This is a genomic window from Mycobacterium colombiense CECT 3035 (assembly GCF_002105755.1).
Lineage (GTDB): Bacteria > Actinomycetota > Actinomycetes > Mycobacteriales > Mycobacteriaceae > Mycobacterium > Mycobacterium colombiense.
In genome coordinates this window covers 4,461,680-4,479,647 of the sequence record NZ_CP020821.1, presented here as the reverse complement: position 1 = coordinate 4,479,647, position 17,968 = coordinate 4,461,680, and the positions used below count along the sequence as shown (strand labels likewise).

17 protein-coding genes are annotated in these 17,968 nt (G+C 67.7%); 13 read left to right on the top strand and 4 right to left on the bottom strand.

Annotation, left to right across the window (positions count from 1 at the left end):
• Position 1 precedes the first annotated feature (1 nt).
• Complete coding sequence (locus B9D87_RS21000; protein ID WP_007768933.1) at positions 2 to 1,393, bottom strand: MFS transporter; 1,392 nt, start codon at positions 1,391 to 1,393, stop codon at positions 2 to 4.
• 197 nt (positions 1,394 to 1,590) lie between these two features.
• Here B9D87_RS21000 and B9D87_RS20995 point away from each other — a divergent pair, with 197 nt between their 5' ends.
• The 8 genes from B9D87_RS20995 (at position 1,591) to B9D87_RS20960 (ending at position 9,393) form a co-directional block, all read left to right on the top strand.
• Positions 1,591 to 2,175 carry an acyl-CoA-like ligand-binding transcription factor gene (locus B9D87_RS20995; protein WP_007768935.1) on the top strand — a complete coding sequence of 195 codons (585 nt, stop codon included), beginning with the start codon at positions 1,591 to 1,593 and terminating at the stop codon, positions 2,173 to 2,175.
• 57 nt (positions 2,176 to 2,232) lie between these two features.
• The gene (locus B9D87_RS20990) at positions 2,233 to 3,237 is read left to right on the top strand and encodes an ABC transporter substrate-binding protein (protein ID WP_040629415.1); all 1,005 of its coding nucleotides are present in this window, start codon (positions 2,233 to 2,235) and stop codon (positions 3,235 to 3,237) included.
• A gap of 112 nt (positions 3,238 to 3,349) precedes the next feature.
• Positions 3,350 to 4,024: a 5-oxoprolinase subunit B family protein gene (locus B9D87_RS20985; RefSeq protein WP_040629418.1), complete on the top strand. Its 675-nt coding sequence runs from the start codon at positions 3,350 to 3,352 to the stop codon at positions 4,022 to 4,024.
• Between the two features lie 67 nt (positions 4,025 to 4,091).
• Entirely contained in the window at positions 4,092 to 5,003 is a 912-nt protein-coding gene (locus tag B9D87_RS20980) for a 5-oxoprolinase/urea amidolyase family protein (protein WP_007768941.1), read from the top strand.
• Between the two features lie 442 nt (positions 5,004 to 5,445).
• Positions 5,446 to 6,870, top strand: coding sequence for a nitrate/nitrite transporter (locus B9D87_RS20975; protein ID WP_007768943.1), 1,425 nt, complete (start codon positions 5,446 to 5,448; stop codon positions 6,868 to 6,870).
• Positions 6,871 to 6,959: 89 nt separating this feature from the next.
• Positions 6,960 to 8,111, top strand: a complete 1,152-nt coding sequence (locus tag B9D87_RS20970) for a uroporphyrinogen-III synthase (protein WP_007768952.1) — start codon at positions 6,960 to 6,962, stop codon at positions 8,109 to 8,111.
• On the top strand, positions 8,102 to 8,863 hold the full coding sequence (locus B9D87_RS20965) for a sirohydrochlorin chelatase (RefSeq protein ID WP_007768955.1): 762 nt from the start codon (positions 8,102 to 8,104) through the stop codon (positions 8,861 to 8,863). The genes B9D87_RS20970 and B9D87_RS20965 overlap by 10 nt, the downstream gene beginning before the upstream one ends.
• A 77-nt stretch (positions 8,864 to 8,940) precedes the next feature.
• On the top strand, positions 8,941 to 9,393 hold the full coding sequence (locus B9D87_RS20960; protein WP_007768957.1) for a TetR/AcrR family transcriptional regulator: 453 nt from the start codon (positions 8,941 to 8,943) through the stop codon (positions 9,391 to 9,393).
• A gap of 15 nt (positions 9,394 to 9,408) precedes the next feature.
• Here B9D87_RS20960 and nirD read toward each other — a convergent pair whose 3' ends face one another.
• Both nirD and nirB read right to left on the bottom strand, forming a co-directional pair.
• The gene (nirD, locus tag B9D87_RS20955; RefSeq protein ID WP_007768959.1) at positions 9,409 to 9,777 is read right to left on the bottom strand and encodes a nitrite reductase small subunit NirD; all 369 of its coding nucleotides are present in this window, start codon (positions 9,775 to 9,777) and stop codon (positions 9,409 to 9,411) included.
• 10 nt (positions 9,778 to 9,787) lie between these two features.
• Positions 9,788 to 12,370 carry a nitrite reductase large subunit NirB gene (nirB, locus tag B9D87_RS20950; protein ID WP_052002406.1) on the bottom strand — a complete coding sequence of 861 codons (2,583 nt, stop codon included), beginning with the start codon at positions 12,368 to 12,370 and terminating at the stop codon, positions 9,788 to 9,790.
• Between the two features lie 227 nt (positions 12,371 to 12,597).
• Here nirB and B9D87_RS20945 point away from each other — a divergent pair, with 227 nt between their 5' ends.
• Entirely contained in the window at positions 12,598 to 13,047 is a 450-nt protein-coding gene (locus tag B9D87_RS20945) for an Hsp20/alpha crystallin family protein (protein ID WP_007768963.1), read from the top strand.
• Positions 13,048 to 13,116: 69 nt separating this feature from the next.
• Here the strand turns inward: B9D87_RS20945 and B9D87_RS20940 are convergent, their stop codons facing one another.
• The gene (locus B9D87_RS20940) at positions 13,117 to 13,878 is read right to left on the bottom strand and encodes an isocitrate lyase/PEP mutase family protein (protein ID WP_007768964.1); all 762 of its coding nucleotides are present in this window, start codon (positions 13,876 to 13,878) and stop codon (positions 13,117 to 13,119) included.
• 107 nt (positions 13,879 to 13,985) lie between these two features.
• Between B9D87_RS20940 and B9D87_RS20935 the strand changes: the two genes are divergently transcribed.
• From B9D87_RS20935 to B9D87_RS20920, 4 genes are all read left to right on the top strand, one after another.
• Positions 13,986 to 14,300, top strand: coding sequence for an Rv0250c family protein (locus B9D87_RS20935; protein WP_007768965.1), 315 nt, complete (start codon positions 13,986 to 13,988; stop codon positions 14,298 to 14,300).
• Positions 14,301 to 14,381: 81 nt separating this feature from the next.
• Positions 14,382 to 15,209, top strand: coding sequence for a succinate dehydrogenase subunit SdhC (sdhC, locus tag B9D87_RS20930; protein WP_007768966.1), 828 nt, complete (start codon positions 14,382 to 14,384; stop codon positions 15,207 to 15,209).
• A gap of 43 nt (positions 15,210 to 15,252) precedes the next feature.
• The gene (locus B9D87_RS20925; RefSeq protein WP_007768968.1) at positions 15,253 to 17,169 is read left to right on the top strand and encodes a fumarate reductase/succinate dehydrogenase flavoprotein subunit; all 1,917 of its coding nucleotides are present in this window, start codon (positions 15,253 to 15,255) and stop codon (positions 17,167 to 17,169) included.
• The gene (locus B9D87_RS20920) at positions 17,166 to 17,912 is read left to right on the top strand and encodes a succinate dehydrogenase/fumarate reductase iron-sulfur subunit (RefSeq protein WP_007768969.1); all 747 of its coding nucleotides are present in this window, start codon (positions 17,166 to 17,168) and stop codon (positions 17,910 to 17,912) included. Before B9D87_RS20925 ends, B9D87_RS20920 begins: the two co-directional genes overlap by 4 nt.
• The last annotated feature ends 56 nt before the right edge of the window (positions 17,913 to 17,968 follow it).

Here is a 17,968-nt window from a genome sequence, read left to right as displayed (position 1 = left end):
CCTAGATCCCTACCCGCGTGATCGCGTTGTGCTTGCGCAGGTAGCAGTACCAGGTGACGCCGAGCAGGCCGAGGAAGAACGCGATGTAGAACCGCAGCGCCGGTTCGATGCTGCCGAACTCCGACTTCGACCACGCATACGCCAGCGGAACCACGAACCCGCCGAAGGCCCCCACCGCCGAGATGACGCCCAGCGCCCCGGCCGCCTGACGGCGCATGGCGACCATGGTGTCGGGCTCGCCCCCGGCCAGCTCGCCCTTGATCTTGAAGATCCGCGAAATCATCCGGTAGGTCGAGCCGTTGCCGATCCCGGTCGCGACGAACAGGAACATGAAGCTGGCGAAAAAGGCCGGCAGGTTCACCGCCTTGACCGACCACAGCGCCGCAGCCGCCCCGACCGCCAGCATCACGAAGCTGGCCGCGGTGATGCGGGCGCCACCGATCCGGTCGGCGAGCTTGCCGCCGAGGGGCCGGATGACCGATCCGATGCCGGCGCCCAGGAACGCCCACGTCAGGGCGATGTCGCCGCGCCCGAACACCGTCTTGAGCAGCGTCGGGAACGCGGCGGAGTAACCGATGAACGAGCCGAAGGTGCCGATGTACAGCAGCGACATGATCCAGGTGTCGCGGTGGCGCAGCGACTCCAGCACCGGCTTCACGTCCGCCTTCGCCTCGGTGAGGTTGTTCATGAACAGGAACGCGCAGACCGCGGCCACCACGGCCAGCGGCACGTAGAACAGTCCGGCGCGCGACAGCGCGACCCCGCCGCCGGCGATGACGATGGGCGGAATGATCTTCTGCACCACCGCCACGCCGATGTTGCCGCCGGCCGCGTTCAGCCCCAGCGCCCAGCCCTTGTCCTTCTCCGGGTAGAAGAACGAGATGTTGGCCATCGACGAAGCGAAGTTGCCGCCGCCGAAGCCGGCGGTCGCGGCGATCGCCACCAGAGCGCCGAACGGGAGGCCGGGATGGCTCACCGCCCACGCCAGCAGCACGCACGGGATGAGCAGCAGCGCCGCCGAAATGGTCGTCCAGTTCCGGCCGCCGAACAGCGGCACCGCGAAGGTGTAGGGCAATCTGAGGAACGCCCCGACACCGCTCGGCACGGCGACCAGGCACAGGGCCTGGCTGGCGGTCAGCGCCCACCCGGACGCGGCGGGATGCCCGTGCGCGCCGGCCGTCATCTGAACCACCACGATGCTCCACAACATCCACACGCTGAACCCGACGTGCTCGGCGAAGATCGAGAAGATCAGGTTCCGGCGGGCGATCGGCTTTCCGGTCGTCTCCCAGAATTCGGGGTCTTCGGGCCGCCAGTCGTCGATCCAGTGCCGTCCCGCATGACGCTCGCGCGGCGGCGCGGGCTGCGATGCGGGGCTGATGGTCGTGGTCATCTGGTGGGACTCCTGAGGTGAATGGGGGCGCGGACAGTGACCACTCGACGCTAAAGACGCACTGTTACCGGACTGGGTGTGCACAGTTACGTGGGCGATACGCAGAAATCGCAACGGCCCGGTCTCGTTTGTCAGAAGTCGGCAACGCAACGACGCTTCGACCGCACGGCGGCGGCGGATGCGCGACAATCGGCGCCATGCAGGTGACTGATGCTCCCCTGGGCCTGCGGGAGCGCAAAAAGATCAAGACCCGCCGCGCCATCAGGCGCGAGGCGTTTCGCCTCATCGAGGAGAACGGCTACGCCGCGACCACGGTCGAACAGATCGCCGAGGCCGCCGACGTGTCCCCGAGCACCTTCTTCCGCTACTTCCCGTCCAAGGAATCGCTGCTGCTCGCCGACGACCTGGATCCGCTGATCCTCGACGCGTTGAAGGTCCAGCCGCTCAACCTGTCCCTGGCGCAGGCCTTCCGCCGCGCCTACGAGGCCGTCCTCGCCGAGCTCCCGGAGGACCAGCTGGAGTTCGAGAGCACCCGACAGCGGCTGATGTTCTCGATACCCGAGCTCAAGGCGGCAATGTATGACGAGTACTACCGCACCGTGACCGTGGTCGCCGAGGCGATCGCGCACCGGATCGGCCGTGCCGCAGACGATTTCGAGGTCCGGGTGTGCGCGGGGGCGCTGACGGGCGCGATGATGGCCGCCTTCGACAACGCACCGAAGACCACCGACACGATCTTTCGCGCCCTGGACTTCATGGACGCCGGCATGCCGCTGGGCTGACGGGGCTCAACAGCGCGGCGATGCATCTGAGCGGGCGGAACGCGATACTCTCACGCGATGCGACAGGGATGGAATCGACGGGGATTCTTGCAGCTCGCAGGGGCTGCCGGGGTTGCCGCGATCGGCGGTGCGACCGCGTTCTCCTCGGGATGCTCGTCACGCAAATCGGCTCCGGGAGCCACCCCGGGGTCGGTGACGGTCACCCACCTGTTCGGTGAGACCGTCATCAAGGAACCACCCAAACGCGTCGTCAGCGCCGGCTACACCGAGCAGGACGACCTGCTCGCAGTCGGCGTGGTGCCGATCGCGGTGACCAACTGGTTCGGTGACCAGCCCTCCGCCGTCTGGCCCTGGGCGACACCCAAACTCGGCGGCGAGCAGCCGACGGTGTTGAACCTGGACAACGGCATTCCCGTCGACCAGATCGCCGGCCTCAAGCCGGACCTCATCGTGGCCGTCAACGCCGGCCTGGACGCCGACACGTATCAGAAACTGTCCGCGATCGCCCCGACCGTCGCGCAATCGGACGGCGACGCCTTCTTCGAGCCCTGGAAAGAGCAGGCCACCACCGTCGGGCAGGCGGTCTTCAAGTCCGACCAGATGAAATCACTGATCGACGGCGTCGACCAGAAGTTCACCGACATCGGCAAAAAGAATCAGCAGTGGACCGGCAAGAAGGCGCTGCTGATGCACGGCGCGCTGTGGCACGGCACCGTCGTCGCGACCATGGCGGGCTGGCGGACGGACTTTCTCAATCAGATGGGACTGGTCATCTCCGACACCATCAAGCCGTTCGGCACCGACCAGCGCGCCGTCATCCCGCGCGATCACATCAAATCGGTGCTCGAGTCGGCCGACGTGGTGATCTGGACGACGCAGAGCCCCGACGATCAGAAGGCGATACTCGCCGACCCCGAGGTGGCGGGCTCGCTGACCACCGCGCAGAACCGGCACATCTTCACCACCAAGGACCAGGCCGGCGCGATCGCGTTCGCGTCGCCGCTGAGCTACCCCGTCATCGCCGATCAACTGCCGCCGCTGATCACGAAGATCCTGGGCTGACCGCGCGGGCATGCCGGGGCTGTTTGAGCGTTTGCTAAGGCAGCTCTGGCAGTGCTCGAAAATCCGTCGGCGCCCCTCGCACATGCCCCGATCCCGGGGTTACCGTCGAGTAATGAGCGTGACGGACCTTAGCGGCGACCTGGCCCACAACCTGCCGACGGAGCTCGTCGGCAACACCGTCGTGGACTACGGCGACCGCGCGCTGATGGTGCAATGCGGAAGTACCGCTGAGGTATTGGCGTGGACGGACGCGCTGCGCGCGGCGGCGATCCCGGGCGTGGTCGACGTCGTCCCCGCGGCCCGCACGGTGCTGGTGAAGCTGGACGGCCCGCGCTACCAGGGCGCCATCCACCAGCGGCTGCGCAAGATGGATGTCACCGCCACCCCCGATCCCGCGGCGGACCGGAGCGCCGACGTCGTCATCGACGTCGTGTACGACGGTCCGGATCTGGCCGAGGTCGCCGGGCATACCGGCCTGACCATCGCCGGCGTGATCGACGCCCACACTTCCACGCTGTGGCGGGTCGGATTCAGTGGATTCGCACCCGGTTTCGCGTATCTGGTCGACGGAGACCCGCGGCTGCGGGTGCCACGCCGCGCCGAGCCGAGGACCTCGGTGCCGGCCGGCTCCGTGGCCCTGGCCGGCGACTTCAGCGCGGTATACCCGCGCCAATCCCCCGGTGGCTGGCAACTCATCGGCCGCACCGACGCGGTGCTCTGGGACCTGCAGCGGCCCGACCCGGCGTTGTTGACGCAGGGCATGTGGGTTCAGTTCCGGGCCGTCTAGCCGGTGGCGATCGCGAGCGCGGCGCAGCCGGGCAAAGCGGGTCGCCACCAGAGAAAGGGAGACAAGCGTGGCAATCCTGGAGATCCTCCGCACCGGGCCGCTCGCCGTCGTCCAGGACCTCGGCCGCCCGGGACTGGCCCATCTGGGGGTGAGCCGGTCCGGAGCCGCCGACCGCCGCGCCCACCGGCTGGCCAACCGGCTGGTGGCCAACCCCGACGACCGAGCCACCGTGGAGGTGACATTCGGCGGTTTCGCGGCCAGGGTGTCCGGCGGTGACGTCGACATCGCGGTGACGGGCGCCGACGCCGATCCCTCCGTCAACGGAATCAAGTTCGGTACCAACAGCATTCATCACGTCCGCGACGGCGAGGTGATCTCGTTGGGCTTACCCCGCGCCGGCCTGCGCAGCTACCTGGCGATCCGCGGTGGTATCTGCGTGGAGCCGGTGCTGGGCTCGCGCAGCTACGACGTGATGTCGGGCATCGGCCCGGCGCCGCTGCAGGCCGGGGACCGGCTCCCGATCGGCGAGCACACCGACGCCTACCCCGAACTGGACCAGGCGCCGGTGGCTGCCCTCACCACCCATGTGGTCGATGTCTTCGTGGTTCCCGGGCCGCGCGACGATTGGTTCGTCGATCCCGACGTCCTGGTGCGCACCGACTGGGTGGTCTCCGATCGCAGCGACCGGGTGGGGATGCGATTGATGGGGCGGCCACTGCAGCACTGCTACCCTGACCGGCAGCTGCCCAGTGAGGGTGCCACACGCGGCGCAATTCAGGTGCCGCCCAACGGTTTACCGGTGATTCTGGGTCCTGACCATCCCGTCACGGGCGGCTACCCGGTGGTTGGCGTGGTGGTCGACGAGGACGTCGACAAGCTCGCCCAGGTGCGGCCCGGCCAGACGGTGCGCCTGCACTGGGCGCGGCCCAGGGCGTTGGTGGGCGCGCACGCCGGCGCCGCGAGTTGGCCCGTTTCCTAACGCAATTCGTGCGCGGTTTCGTCGCCGCCGCAGCGCGATGTATTCCAGCTCACACGGGCCCGAGCGTATGTGTGAAATCACTTGACGGCGGCTCGCATTCGGGCCCGATGAGCTTCCTGTCCGCGAACCGGTTGCCCCTCAGGCATTTACCAGACAACTGGTAAAGAACTAGCAGGCGATTTCGGTCCGTTCCGGTTGACCCGCTCACGTCGTAAATGTGAGCATCGGACCGTGCGACGGGGCACGCCCCCTCATTCGGGGCGCCCAAGCGTCGAAAGCCAGCCTCCGAACAGCTTTCCCGTTACCGGGCGAGCGCGGTGACCCCTGGCGTGGCGGCGGCCGGATGCGGCGGTTCGTGGGGCCTGACTAGAGGGAGCTGTATGCACATCAATCGGATTGATGTCGTTGGGAAGCAAGCGGTTTCCGCGATGAGGGGCCGCGCATGAGCGACAACAAGGGCAATGGCCGGCCTGGGCGCAACCACCGGATCGCGGACTGGAATCCGGAAGACCCGGTGGCCTGGGAGGCCGGCAACAAGAAGATCGCCCGGCGCAACCTGCTGTGCACCATCGCCGGTGACCACGTGGCGTTTTCGATCTGGACCCTGTGGCCCGTCATGGCGCTGTTCATGCCGGGGTCCGTCTACGGCTTCTCCGCCGGCGACAAGCTGCTGCTGGGCGCGGTCGCCACCCTGGTCGGCGGGTGCGCGCGGATCCCCTACACGCTGGGCATCGCCGCCTTCGGCGGCCGCAACTGGACGGCGTTCTCGGCGTTCGTGCTGCTGATTCCGACGGCCGGCACGATCGTGTTGCTGGCCAACCCGGGCCTGCCGCTGTGGCCGTTCGTGCTGTGCGCGGCCCTGACCGGGCTGGGCGGCGGCAATTACGCGGCCTCGCTGGCCAACGTCAACGCGTTCTACCCCCAGCGGCTCAAGGGCGCCGCGCTGGCCGTCAACGCCGGCGTCGCCAACCTCGGGGTCGCGGTGATCCAGCTGGTGGGCCTGCTGGTGCTGGCCACCGCCGGGCACGAGGCGCCCTACTGGGTCTGCGCCGTGTACCTGGTGTTCCTGGTCGTGGTGGGCATCGCGGCCGCGCTGTTCATGGACAACGTCAACCACGGCACCCAGCTGAGCACGATGCGCTCGATCCTGTTCGAGCGCGACACCCATGTGATCTCGCTGCTCTACATCGCCACGTTCGGCTCGTGGATCGGCTTCTCCTTCGCCTTCGGGCAGGTGCTGCAGGTCAACTTCGCGGAGAGCGGGGAAAGCCCCAAGCATGCGGCGCTGCACGCCGCGCAGCTGGCCTTCATCGGACCCCTGCTGGGCTCGCTGGCGCGCATCTACGGCGGCCGGCTGGCCGACCGCATCGGCGGCAGCCGCGTCACCCTGGGCGTGCTGGCCGGCATGACCCTGGGCGCCGGACTTTTGGTCACCATCAGCACGTTCGACGATCACCACGCCGCGTCGCACGCCACCAGCATGATCGGCTACGTGGCCGGCTTCATGGTGCTGTTCATCCTGTCCGGCATGGGCAACGGGTCGGTGTTCAAGCTGATCCCCTCGGTCTACGAGGCGCGCAGCCGCTCGCTAGACATGAGCGAGGACGAACGCCGTCATTGGGCCCGGGCGATGTCGGGATCGCTGATCGGCATCTGTTCGGCCGTCGGGGCGCTGGGCGGCGTCGGCATCAACCTGGCGCTACGCCAGTCCTACCTGAGCACCGGCACGGAAACGACGGCATACTGGGCGTTTCTCGCCTCCTACGTCGTCGCGGCGGTCATCACCTGGGCGGTCTATGTGCGCCGTCCCGCGACGGCTCCGGGCCTGTCCGCGGCGGCGCCGGAAACCGAGGCCGCGCGTGTGTGAGCGGACTCGCAACACGGGCAATGCCACAGCAATTGACCGGTAACGCAACCGAAACGTCGCAGGCATACACAGTTCATATGGCCCCGCAATTGGCCCCACCAGACTCCGCGCCGCTGACCGGCTACCGGATCGCCGTCACGTCGGCGAACCGCGCCGAGGAGCTGTGCGCGTTGCTGCGCCGTAACGGCGCGGAGGTCTCCAGCGCCGCGGCCATCAACATCATCGCGCTGCCCGAAGACGACGAACTGCAGAGCCACACCGAAGCGGTTATTGCCGATCCGCCCGATATCTTGGTGGCGCACACCGGCATTGGCTTCCGCGGCTGGGTCGCCGCGGCCGACGGCTGGGGGCTGGCCACCCAACTGCTGGCGTCGCTGGCCAAGTCGCGGATCGTGGCACGCGGGCCGAAGGCGACCGGGGCGCTGCGCGCCGCCGGGTTGCATGAGGAGTGGTCACCCAAATCCGAATCGTCGCGTGAAGTCCTGCGCTACCTGCTCGAATCGGATGTCGCCGGTAAGCGGATCGCCGTCCAGCTGCACGGCGCGGCCGACGGGTGGGACCCGTTTCCGGAGTTCATCAACGGATTGCGCGCGGCGGGCGCGCAGGTGGTTCCCATCCACGTATACCGCTGGAAGCCGACGCCGGCCGGCGGCGACTTCGACCATCTCGTCGCCTCGGTCGCGCGGCGGCAGTTCGACGCCGTGACCTTCACCTCGGCGCCCGCCGGGGCGGCGCTGCTGGAGCGCAGCCGCGAGCTGGGCATCGAAGACCAACTGCTGCAAGCGCTTCGCAGCGACGTGCATGCGATGTGCGTAGGCCCGGTCACCGCGCAGCCGCTGATCCGCGCGGGCATCCCGACGTCGTCGCCCGAGCGAATGCGGTTGGGGGCGTTGGCCCGTCATATCGCCCAGGAGCTGCCGCCGCTGCGGTCGTGCACCATCCGCGCGGCCGGTCACGACATCGAGATCCGTGGAACCTGCGTGCTGGTCGACGGTTCGGTGAAGGCGCTGTCGGGATCGGGCATGGCAACCCTGCGCGCGCTGGCTCAGCGCCCCGGCGACGTCGTGGCGCGCAACGACTTGCTACGGGTGCTTCCCGGCAACAGCAACGACCCACACGCCGTCGATACCGCGGTGCTGCGGCTGCGAACGGCCCTGGGCGACAAGAACATCATCGCGACGGTGGTCAAGCGCGGCTACCGGCTGGCGATCGACCATTCGGGAGATTCCCCATGGCACTGATTCTGGTCGCACACGGCACCCGCAGGGCGGGTGGCGTGACGATGATCGAAGACCTTGCGGCACAGGTGAGTACACTGATGCGGCGCACCGTGGACGTTGCCTTCGTGGACGTGCTGGGGCCCACCCCCAGCGAAGTCCTGATGCGCGCCAAGGCAGCCGACCGCCCCGCCATCGTGGTGCCCGCGTTCCTGTCGCGCGGCTATCACGTCCGGACCGATCTGCCCGCGCACGTCGAGATCAGTGGGCACCCGAACGCGATCGTCACCCCTGCGCTGGGCCCGAGTGGGCACATCGCCCGGATCGTCGGCGACCAGTTGCTCAAATGCGGTTGGCGACCCGGTGATTCGGTAATCCTCGCGGCGGCGGGTACCTCGGACGTCAAGGCGCGCGCCGACCTGCACACCACCGCGACGCTGGTGTCGGCGCTGACCGGATCGCGGGTGAGCCTGGCGTTCGCGGCCACCGGCGATCCGCAGCTGCCCGAGGCGGTGGATCGGGCGCGCCGTAGCGGAGGGCGCGTCGTCGTGGCCTCATACCTATTGGCCGACGGCCTGTTCCAGCAACGGCTGCACGGCTGCGGCGCCGATCTGGTCAGTGAGCCGCTGGGCACCCATCCCTGGTTGGCACGGTTGGTCGCGAACCGATTTCGGCGGGCTCTGCCGCCGGTCCTCGCCCCCACCGCCCGGCGCTCGTCGCGCCGGTCGAGCCCACACCAGCTGGCTCACGGGCGCACCGTCCGGTCCGCGTCCTAGCGCAAAACGCCTGCCGGCGAGGCGCGCCGGTGTCCGCGTTCCTTGATCTTTGGTCGCGGACGGGTGATCCTGGCACCATGCCCCGCCGCGAAGAGCCCTCGCCTGGGATCCTCGACCCGGTCGCCAAGATGCTGCGGTTGCCCTTTGGCACACCGGAATTCATCGACCGGATGGTCACCGGCGGGGTCAACCAGGTGGGCCGGCGGACCTTGCGCACGCTGATCACGACGTGGGACGCCGCGGGCGGCGGCCCGTTCGCGGCCAGCGCCATCGCGTCAACGGGGATGGCGAAGACCGCCGAAATCGTGCAGGGCATGTTCATCGGCCCGGTCTTTGGCCCGGTGCTGAAGATTTTGGGCGCCGACAAGGTGGCCCTGCGGGCCTCGTTGTGCGCCTCGCAATTGGTGGGCCTGGGCATCATGCGCTACGGCATCCGCTCCGAGCCGCTGCACTCGATGTCGGTCGATGCCCTCGTCGACGCGATCGGGCCGACGATGCAGCGCTACCTGGTCGGCGACATCACCCGGTGAACCCGGAGGCCGGGCTCAGGCAGCCCGCGGCTGGTAGTCGCGCGCGACCTGGACGTAGCCGTCATCGGTGATCCGCACCGGGTACACGGGCACCGAAACGGTCGGATCGTCCAGGCAGGAACCGTCTTCGAGCGAGAACGCCTGCTTCAGAATCGGCGACTGCACCGTGACGCGGCCGTCGCGGTCACCCACGATTCCGCGGGAGAGCACCGCGGCACCGGAGAACGGGTCGACGTTGCCGACCGCATACACCGAGCCGTCGTCGAGCCGGAACAACGCCGCCTGGGAGCCGTCGTCGAGCAGCACGCCGACGCCGCGACCCGGAATGAGGTGGTCGTAAGCGCACGCGCTGGTCCACACCGCAATGTCGTTGAGAAGTGTCATGATCCCTTCCTCATTCCTCCGGAGTTGTCGCTGAACGGACCCGCGGCATGCCAATGGACACAGGGATTTTGCGGCCGGCATGCTCGGTGAACGCCACCGTCGAGTCGACGGCGTCCGGGGCGTTGACGAACGACACGAACCGCGACAGCTTGTCCGGGTCGTCCAGCACGCCCTTCCATTCGCACTTGTAGTTCTGGACATGCCGCTCCATTGCGGCCTCGAATTCCTCGGCCAGGCCGAGCGAGTCCTCGCACACGACCTCGCGCACGTGATCGAGCCCGCCGTCGAGCGAGTCGACCCACGGCGCCGTGCGTTGCAGCCGGTCGGCGGTGCGGATGTAGTACATGACGAACCGGTCGACGTAGCGGACCAGCGTTTCGGTGTCCAGGTCGCTGGCCAGCAGCTGCGCGTGCTTGGGTGTCATGCCACCGTTGCCGCCGACGTAGAGGTTCCAGCCCTTTTCGGTGGCGATGACGCCGACGTCCTTGGACCGGGCCTCGGCGCATTCGCGCGCGCAACCCGAGACGCCCATCTTGATCTTGTGCGGCGCGCGCAGTCCGCGGTAGCGCAGCTCCAGATCGATGGCGAGCTGCACCGAATCCTGCTGCCCGTACCGGCACCAGTCGGTGCCCACGCAGCTCTTCACCGTGCGCAACGCCTTGCCGTAGGCGTGTCCGGATTCCATGCCTCCGTCGACCAGGCGCTTCCAGATCTCCGGCAGCTGGTCGACCCGGGCGCCGAACATGTCGATCCGCTGCCCGCCGGTGATCTTGGTGTAAAGCCCGAAGTCCTGGGCGATCTGGCCGATCAGGATCAGATGCTCGGGCTTGATGTCGCCGCCGGGGACCCGCGGCACCACCGAGTAGCTGCCGTTCTTCTGGATGTTGGCCAGGAAGTGGTCGTTGGAATCCTGCAGCGAGGCCTGCTCGCCTTCCAGGATGTGCTCCGAGCCGGTGGACGCCAGGATGGAGGCGACCACGGGTTTGCAGATGTCGCAACCCTTTCCGCGGCCGAAACGCTCCAGCAGACCCGAGAAGGTCCGGATCTCGGTGGCCGAGATGATCTCGAACAGCTCGGCGCGCGACTGGCTGAAGTGTTCGCACAGCGCCTTGGACTGTTCCACGCCCTCGGCTTCCAGCAGCTGTTTGAGCAGCGGGACGCACGATCCACACGAGGTGCCGGCCGAGGTGCACGCCTTGAGCGCGGAGACATCCGCGCAGCCTTCGGCGATCGCACACTTCAGGTCGCCCTTGGTGACGTTGTTGCACGAACAGATCTGTGCCGAATCCGGCAGCGCCCCAACGCCCAACGCCGCACCGCCGCCGGACTGCGCGGGCGCGATCAGCGCCAGCGGGTCACCCGGCAGCTCGCTGCCGACCATCGGCCGCAGCACCCCGTAGGACGAGGCGTCGCCGACCAGCACGCCGCCGAGCAGCGTCTTGGCGTCATCGGAGAGCACCAACTTGGCGTAGGTCCGATTGACCGCGTCATTGATGGCGACCTCGAGGCAGTTCTCGGTCGTCCCCATCGCGTCGCCGAAGCTGGCCACGTCGACGCCCAGCAGTTTGAGCTTCGTGGACAGGTCCGCCTCGCCGAACTCCGCGACGCCGTCGAGCAGCCGGTCGGCCACCACCTCCGCCGAGGTGTAACCCGGCCCCACCAGGCCGTAGCAGCGGCCGTCGATCGCGGCGACTTCACCGATCGCGTAGATGTCGGGATCACTTGTCTGGCAAGCCACATCGGTGAGCACCCCGCCGCGCTCGGCGCGCGCCAGCCCGGCGGCGGTGGCCAACTCGTCGCGCGGCCGGATGCCGGCGGCGAAGATCACCAGGCCGGCGTCGATGACCTGCCCGTCGGTCAGGCTTACCCGCACCGAGGTGGTGCCGTCCGGATGGTCAACGGCCTCGATCGATTCGGTGCCCGTGCCGACGTGCACCGAGATGCCGAGCTCGCCGATCATCCTGGCCAGCAGGCCCCCGCCCGCCTCATCGATCTGCTGGGCCATCAGCCGCGGCATCATCTCGATGACGTGGGTCTGCAACCCGAACTGGCGCAGCGCATTAGCGGCTTCCAGCCCGAGCAGGCCGCCGCCGATCACGACACCCGCGGTGGCGTGCGAGGTTTCGACCGTGCGGCGGGCGTCGGCGCGGATGGCGTCGAGGTCGTCCAGCGTGCGGTACACGTGGCAGGCGGGCAGATCGTGGCCCGGCACCGGCGGCACGAAGGCGTACGACCCGGTCGCCAGGACCAAGGTGTCATAGCCGTGCCGCTGGCCGTCGGCGGTGACCACCGTCTTTGCGGCGCGGTCTATTTCGGTCACCCGCTGGTTGAGCACCAGCCGAACCAGCTCGTCACCCTCGTATTCGTTGCCGGGCAATGCCAGTAGCTTGCGATCCCAGCTTTCGGTGTAGGAGGTCAGCCCCACGCGGTCATAGGCCGCGTCCGTCTCCTCGGCGAAAACCGTGATGCGCCACAGCCCCTCGGTGTCACGAGCGCGTAGCGCCTCGACGAACCGGTGCCCCACCATGCCATGTCCGACTACGATGATGTGACGAGGCGCACAGCTGGCGCGCGAAATCCCGTCTGCAGACATGGCTTTGAGAGTAACGGCCAGAAATTACGTTCTTTTCGCGCAATGTGACGGTCCTATGACGAGGATCTCACAACTCACAGGAAGGCCTGTGAGTGGTCGTTCGCTGCCGGCGAACGACGAGGTGGAACTTTAGCGTGGTCGACTCATGTTTCTACTAGTAGCCGGTCGCACGGGCGCCGGTCACAGGAATCTCACAATCAAGCTCAAGGAATTAGAAGGGAAGCGCCATGAGTAACCTCGCACTGTGGTCGCGACCGGCCTGGGACACCGACCGGTGGTTGCGCGACTTTTTCGGCCCCGCCGCCGCGGCGGACTGGAACACCCCGGCGACCAGCGGTTTCAAGCCCGCCGCCGAGATCGTCAAGGACGGCGACGACGCGATCGTACGTGTCGAGCTCCCGGGCGTTGACGTCGACCAGGACGTCAACGTGGAGGTCGACCGCGGGCGCTTGGTCATCCACGGCGAGCACCGCGATCAGCGCGCCCAAGAGAAGGAAGGCCGCACGCTGCGGGAGATCCGGTACGGATCGTTCCGCCGGTCGTTCCAGCTGCCCACCCACGTCACCGGCGACGCCATCACTGCGACCTACGACGCCGGCGTGCTGACGGTGCGGGTCGCCGGTGCCTTGAAAGATCCAGCCGGCAGCCAGGCGCAGCGCATCGAGATCACCAAATAACCTCCGGCCAGTTCGGAGGTAGGCAGTTGAATCCGGCGGAGCCGCAACGGCTTCGCCGGATTCGGCGCATCAGCCCCAGCGGGCCAGCAGCTCCTTGGCCCGGGCCGTCAGCGCCGCCTGCAGGAACGGCCCGAAGCTGATCCGCGCCACGCCCAGCGGGCCGAAGGACGCCGGGTCGTCCTGGTCGGGCAGCGCGATCGCGTTGACGGGCAGCTCCAGCTCGGCGGTCAAGCGCCGCAACGTGTCGGGGTCGTGACGACCCACCGGATACAGCACGTCGGCGCCCGCGGCCGCCGCTTGATTCAGGCGAGCCACCGCGCGGTCGACCCGGTCGGACGCCTCGCCGTCCTGGCGCAGGAACAGATCGGTCCGGGCGTTGATCACGACATGCACCCCCGCCGCGTCGGCGGCCGACCGCAGCTCGCCCACCAACTCCGCGTGTTCGTCGGCGGTCCGCAATCGCTTGCCCTCCGAGTGCACGGTGTCCTCGATGTTCAGCCCGACGGCCCCGACGCTCAGCAGGCCCTCGATCAGCCGGCCCGCCGGCTGCCCGTAGCCGGATTCGATGTCCACCGACACCGGGACGTCGACCGCGGCGGTGATCTGCCCGACCCGGGCGAGGACGTCGTCGAACGACATGCCCTCGTTGTCGGGTTTGCCGATCGAGTCCGCCATCGGGTGACTGCCCACCGTGAGGGCGGCGAATCCGGCGCCGGTGGCCAGCCGCGCCGACCAGGCATCCCACACGGTCGGCAGGATGACAGGGTTGCCCGGCCGGTGCAGTTCCAGCAGCGTGGCGGCGCGCTCGGCAGGCGTGGTGGGTCCCGTCATACGTGTTTGCTCCCTCGGCATCCGGGCTCGGGCGGACTGACGTCCGGCGTGTGCCGTGGATAGTATCGAGGGCGTACTGTGATCCGAAACACTGCCGAGGAGATCCATTGACTCGCACGACGAGCGCGACTGGCACGACCGAATTCGCCGAGCTGCACGACCTCATCGGCGGGCTGCGGCGCTGCGTGAGCTCGCTGCGGTCCCGCTACGGTGACAGCCCGGCCATGCGGCGCATCGTCATCGACGCCGACCGGATCATGTCCGACGTCGACCTGCTCGACACCGATGTGTCCGAATTGGACCTGGCCGGCGCCACCGTGCAGCAGTCCGGCGAGAAGATCGTCATTCCAGACACCCAGTACGACAGCGAATTCTGGCGCGACGTCGACGACGAGGGTGTCGGCGGTCAGAACAGGTCCTGAACAACCTAAGCCCCCCAGAAAAGGGGGGCTTGGTTCTGTGTACCCTTCGACCTACAGCCCGTTCGAAGAGGAACACACTAAATGAGCGCACCTACGGCGAACCGTCCTGCGTCCGGTGTCTTTTCACCCACGCGCGCCCGTATCCAGCAACGCACCCTTCGCACCGACCGGTGGTGGATGTCGCCGCTGCGAATCGATCTCGGCTTCGCCGCATTCATTATTTATGCGACGGCCCGGGCGTTCCAGCGGGGTGACTTCTTCGTCGCGCAATACCACTACCTGACGCCGTTCTACTCACCGTGTCTCAGCAACGCTTGCGGCGGCGCCAGCGACTTCTGGCCGCAAATCCTGCCGAACGTCTGGTGGCTGCCGTTCGCGGCGCTGACACTGCCGTTCCTGCTGCTGTTCCGGCTGACCTGCTACTACTACCGCGGCGCCTACTACCGTACGGTGTGGCAGTCGCCCACCGCCTGCGCGGTGGCCGAGCCCCGCGTGCACTACAGCGGCGAGACCAAACTGCCGCTGATCATTCAGAACTCACACCGCTACTTCTTCTACATCGCCGGCATCATCTCGGTGATCAACACCTACGACGCCATCGTCGCGTTCCACTCCGACAGCGGGCCCGGCGGATTCGGGTTTGGCCTGGGCAACGTGATCATGGTCGGCAACGTCATCATGCTGTGGGTCTACACGCTGTCCTGCCACTCGTGCCGGCACATCACCGGCGGGCGGCTCAAGCACTTCTCCAAGCACCCTGTGCGGTACTGGATCTGGACCCAGGTCAGCAAAATCAACACCCGGCACAAGCAGTACGCGTGGATCACGCTGGGCACCCTGATGCTCACCGACTTCTACATCGCACTGGTCGCCTCTGGCACCATTCCTGACCTGAGATTTGTTGGCTGACAAGCCATCTCGAAATAATCAGAATTTAGCTAGCGAGGGTTTCATGGTTGAAATCGAGCGGCACACGTACGACGTGGTCGTGATCGGCGCCGGCGGCGCCGGACTGCGTGCGGTGATCGAAGCGCGCGAACGGGGTCTGCGGGTCGCGGTGGTGTGTAAGTCCCTGTTCGGCAAGGCCCACACGGTCATGGCCGAGGGTGGCTGCGCGGCGTCGATGGGCAACACCAACCCGAAGGACAACTGGAAGACCCACTTCGGCGACACGATGCGCGGCGGGAAATTCCTCAACAACTGGCGGATGGCCGAACTGCACGCCAAGGAGGCTCCGGACCGCGTCTGGGAGCTGGAAACCTATGGCGCGCTGTTCGATCGCCTCAAGGACGGCAAGATCAGCCAGCGCAACTTCGGTGGGCACACCTACCCGCGGCTGGCCCACGTCGGTGACCGCACCGGGCTGGAGCTGATCCGCACCATGCAGCAGAAGATCGTCTCGCTGCAGCAGGAGGATCACGCCGAGCTCGGCGACTACGAGGCCCGGATCCGGGTGTTCGCCGAGACCACGATCACCGAGCTGATCAAGGACGGCGACGCGATCGCCGGGGCGTTCGGCTACATCCGCGAAAGCGGAAACTTCATCCTGTTCGAGGCGCCCGCGGTGGTGCTGGCCACCGGCGGCATCGGCAAGTCGTTCAAGGTCACCTCGAACTCCTGGGAGTACACCGGCGACGGCCACGCCCTGGCCCTGCGGGCGGGCGCGTCGCTGATCAACATGGAGTTCGTCCAGTTCCACCCGACAGGCATGGTCTGGCCGCCGAGCGTAAAGGGGATCCTGGTCACCGAGGGTGTCCGCGGCGACGGCGGGGTGCTGAAGAACTCCGACGGCAAGCGGTTCATGTTCGACTACATCCCGTCGGTGTTCAAGGGGCAATACGCCGAGTCCGAACAAGAAGCCGACCAGTGGCTCAAGGACAACGACTCGGCCCGCCGCACTCCGGACCTGCTGCCGCGCGACGAGGTCGCGCGCGCGATCAACTCGGAGGTCAAGGCCGGCCGCGGCAGCCCACACGGTGGCGTCTTCCTGGACATCGCCTCGCGGCTGACGCCGGCGGAGATCAACCGCCGCCTGCCGTCGATGTACCACCAGTTCAAGGAACTGGCCGGGGTCGACATCACCAAGGAGCCGATGGAAGTCGGGCCCACCTGCCACTACGTGATGGGCGGCGTCGAGGTGGACGCCGACACCGGCGCGGCCACCGTGCCCGGGCTCTTCGCCGCCGGCGAATGCTCCGGCGGTATGCACGGCTCGAACCGGCTCGGCGGCAACTCGCTGTCGGACCTGCTGGTGTTCGGCCGGCGGGCCGGGCTGGGCGCGGCCGACTACGTGCGGGCCCTCAGCAGCCGCCCGACGGTCGCCGAAGGCGCCCTCGACGCGGCGGCGAAGCGGGCGTTGTCCCCCTTCGAGGCGCCGGCCAGCGGCACCCCGGAGAACCCGTACACCCTGCAGCTGGAACTGCAGCAGTCGATGAACGACCTGGTCGGCATCATCCGCAACGCCGACGAGGTCGCGGAGGCGCTGGCGCGGCTGGACAAGCTGCGGGAGCGGTTCAAGAACCTCCACGTCGAGGGGCAGCGCCGGTACAACCCGGGCTGGAACCTGGCCATCGACCTGCGCAACATGCTGCTGGTCAGCGAGTGCGTGGCCAAGGCCGCGCTGCAGCGCACCGAGAGCCGCGGCGGGCACACCCGCGACGACCACCCGGCGATGGACTCGTCGTGGCGCAAGGTGCTGCTGGTCTGCGAGGCGGCCGGCGGCGACGAGGTGATTCCCGACATCACCATCACGAAGAAGGAGCAGACGCCGATGCGGCCCGATCTGCTGGAGCTGTTTGAAATCGGTGAGCTGGAGAAGTACTACACCGACGAAGAACTCGCCGGGCACCCAGGACGGAGTGGCAAATGACCTACAACGCGACGATGCGGGTGTGGCGCGGCGACGACGCCGACGGCGGTCTGCAGGACTTCACCGTCGAGGTCAACGAGGGCGAGGTCGTCCTCGACATCATCCATCGCCTGCAGCAGACCCAGACGCCCGACCTGGCCGTCCGGTGGAACTGCAAGGCGGGCAAGTGTGGCTCCTGCTCGGCGGAGATCAACGGCAAGCCGCGGCTGCTCTGCATGACCCGGATGTCCACCTTCGCCGAGGACGAGGTCGTCACCGTCACGCCGCTGCGGACGTTCCCGGTGATCCGCGACCTGGTCACCGACGTCTCGTTCAACTACGAAAAGGCCCGCGAAATCCCGTCTTTCGCGCCGCCCAAGGACCTGCAGCCCGGCGAGTACCGGATGGCGCAGGAGGATGTGCAGCGTTCCCAGGAGTTCCGCAAGTGCATCGAGTGCTTCCTGTGCCAGAACGTGTGCCACGTGGTCCGCGACCACGAGGAGAACAAGAAGGCGTTCGCGGGGCCCCGCTTCCTGATGCGGATCGCCGAGCTGGAGATGCACCCGCTGGACACCCGCGACCGGCGCAACGACGCTCAGGACGAGCACGGCCTGGGCTACTGCAACATCACCAAGTGCTGCACCGAGGTCTGCCCGGAGAACATCAAGATCACCGACAACGCGCTGATCCCGATGAAAGAGCGGGTCGCCGACCGCAAGTACGACCCGGTGGTGTGGCTCGGCAACAAGCTGTTCCGTCGCTGAGATTTACGCCGCGCTGATCCGGACCGATCCCGTCACGGCACGTTAGGCCGTGGCGA

Bases quoted from the DNA above. Each gene is read 5' to 3' on its own strand.
- B9D87_RS21000 (WP_007768933.1), bottom strand. From the start codon at position 1,393: ATGACCACGACCATCAGCCCCGCATCGCAGCCCGCGCCGCCGCGCGAG.
- B9D87_RS20995 (WP_007768935.1), top strand. From the start codon at position 1,591: ATGCAGGTGACTGATGCTCCCCTGGGCCTGCGGGAGCGCAAAAAGATC.
- B9D87_RS20990 (WP_040629415.1), top strand. From the start codon at position 2,233: ATGCGACAGGGATGGAATCGACGGGGATTCTTGCAGCTCGCAGGGGCT.
- B9D87_RS20985 (WP_040629418.1), top strand. From the start codon at position 3,350: ATGAGCGTGACGGACCTTAGCGGCGACCTGGCCCACAACCTGCCGACG.
- B9D87_RS20975 (WP_007768943.1), top strand. From the start codon at position 5,446: ATGAGCGACAACAAGGGCAATGGCCGGCCTGGGCGCAACCACCGGATC.
- B9D87_RS20965 (WP_007768955.1), top strand. From the start codon at position 8,102: ATGGCACTGATTCTGGTCGCACACGGCACCCGCAGGGCGGGTGGCGTG.
- B9D87_RS20960 (WP_007768957.1), top strand. From the start codon at position 8,941: ATGCCCCGCCGCGAAGAGCCCTCGCCTGGGATCCTCGACCCGGTCGCC.
- nirD (WP_007768959.1), bottom strand. From the start codon at position 9,777: ATGACACTTCTCAACGACATTGCGGTGTGGACCAGCGCGTGCGCTTAC.
- nirB (WP_052002406.1), bottom strand. From the start codon at position 12,370: ATGTCTGCAGACGGGATTTCGCGCGCCAGCTGTGCGCCTCGTCACATC.
- B9D87_RS20945 (WP_007768963.1), top strand. From the start codon at position 12,598: ATGAGTAACCTCGCACTGTGGTCGCGACCGGCCTGGGACACCGACCGG.
- B9D87_RS20940 (WP_007768964.1), bottom strand. From the start codon at position 13,878: ATGACGGGACCCACCACGCCTGCCGAGCGCGCCGCCACGCTGCTGGAA.
- sdhC (WP_007768966.1), top strand. From the start codon at position 14,382: ATGAGCGCACCTACGGCGAACCGTCCTGCGTCCGGTGTCTTTTCACCC.
- B9D87_RS20925 (WP_007768968.1), top strand. From the start codon at position 15,253: ATGGTTGAAATCGAGCGGCACACGTACGACGTGGTCGTGATCGGCGCC.
- B9D87_RS20920 (WP_007768969.1), top strand. From the start codon at position 17,166: ATGACCTACAACGCGACGATGCGGGTGTGGCGCGGCGACGACGCCGAC.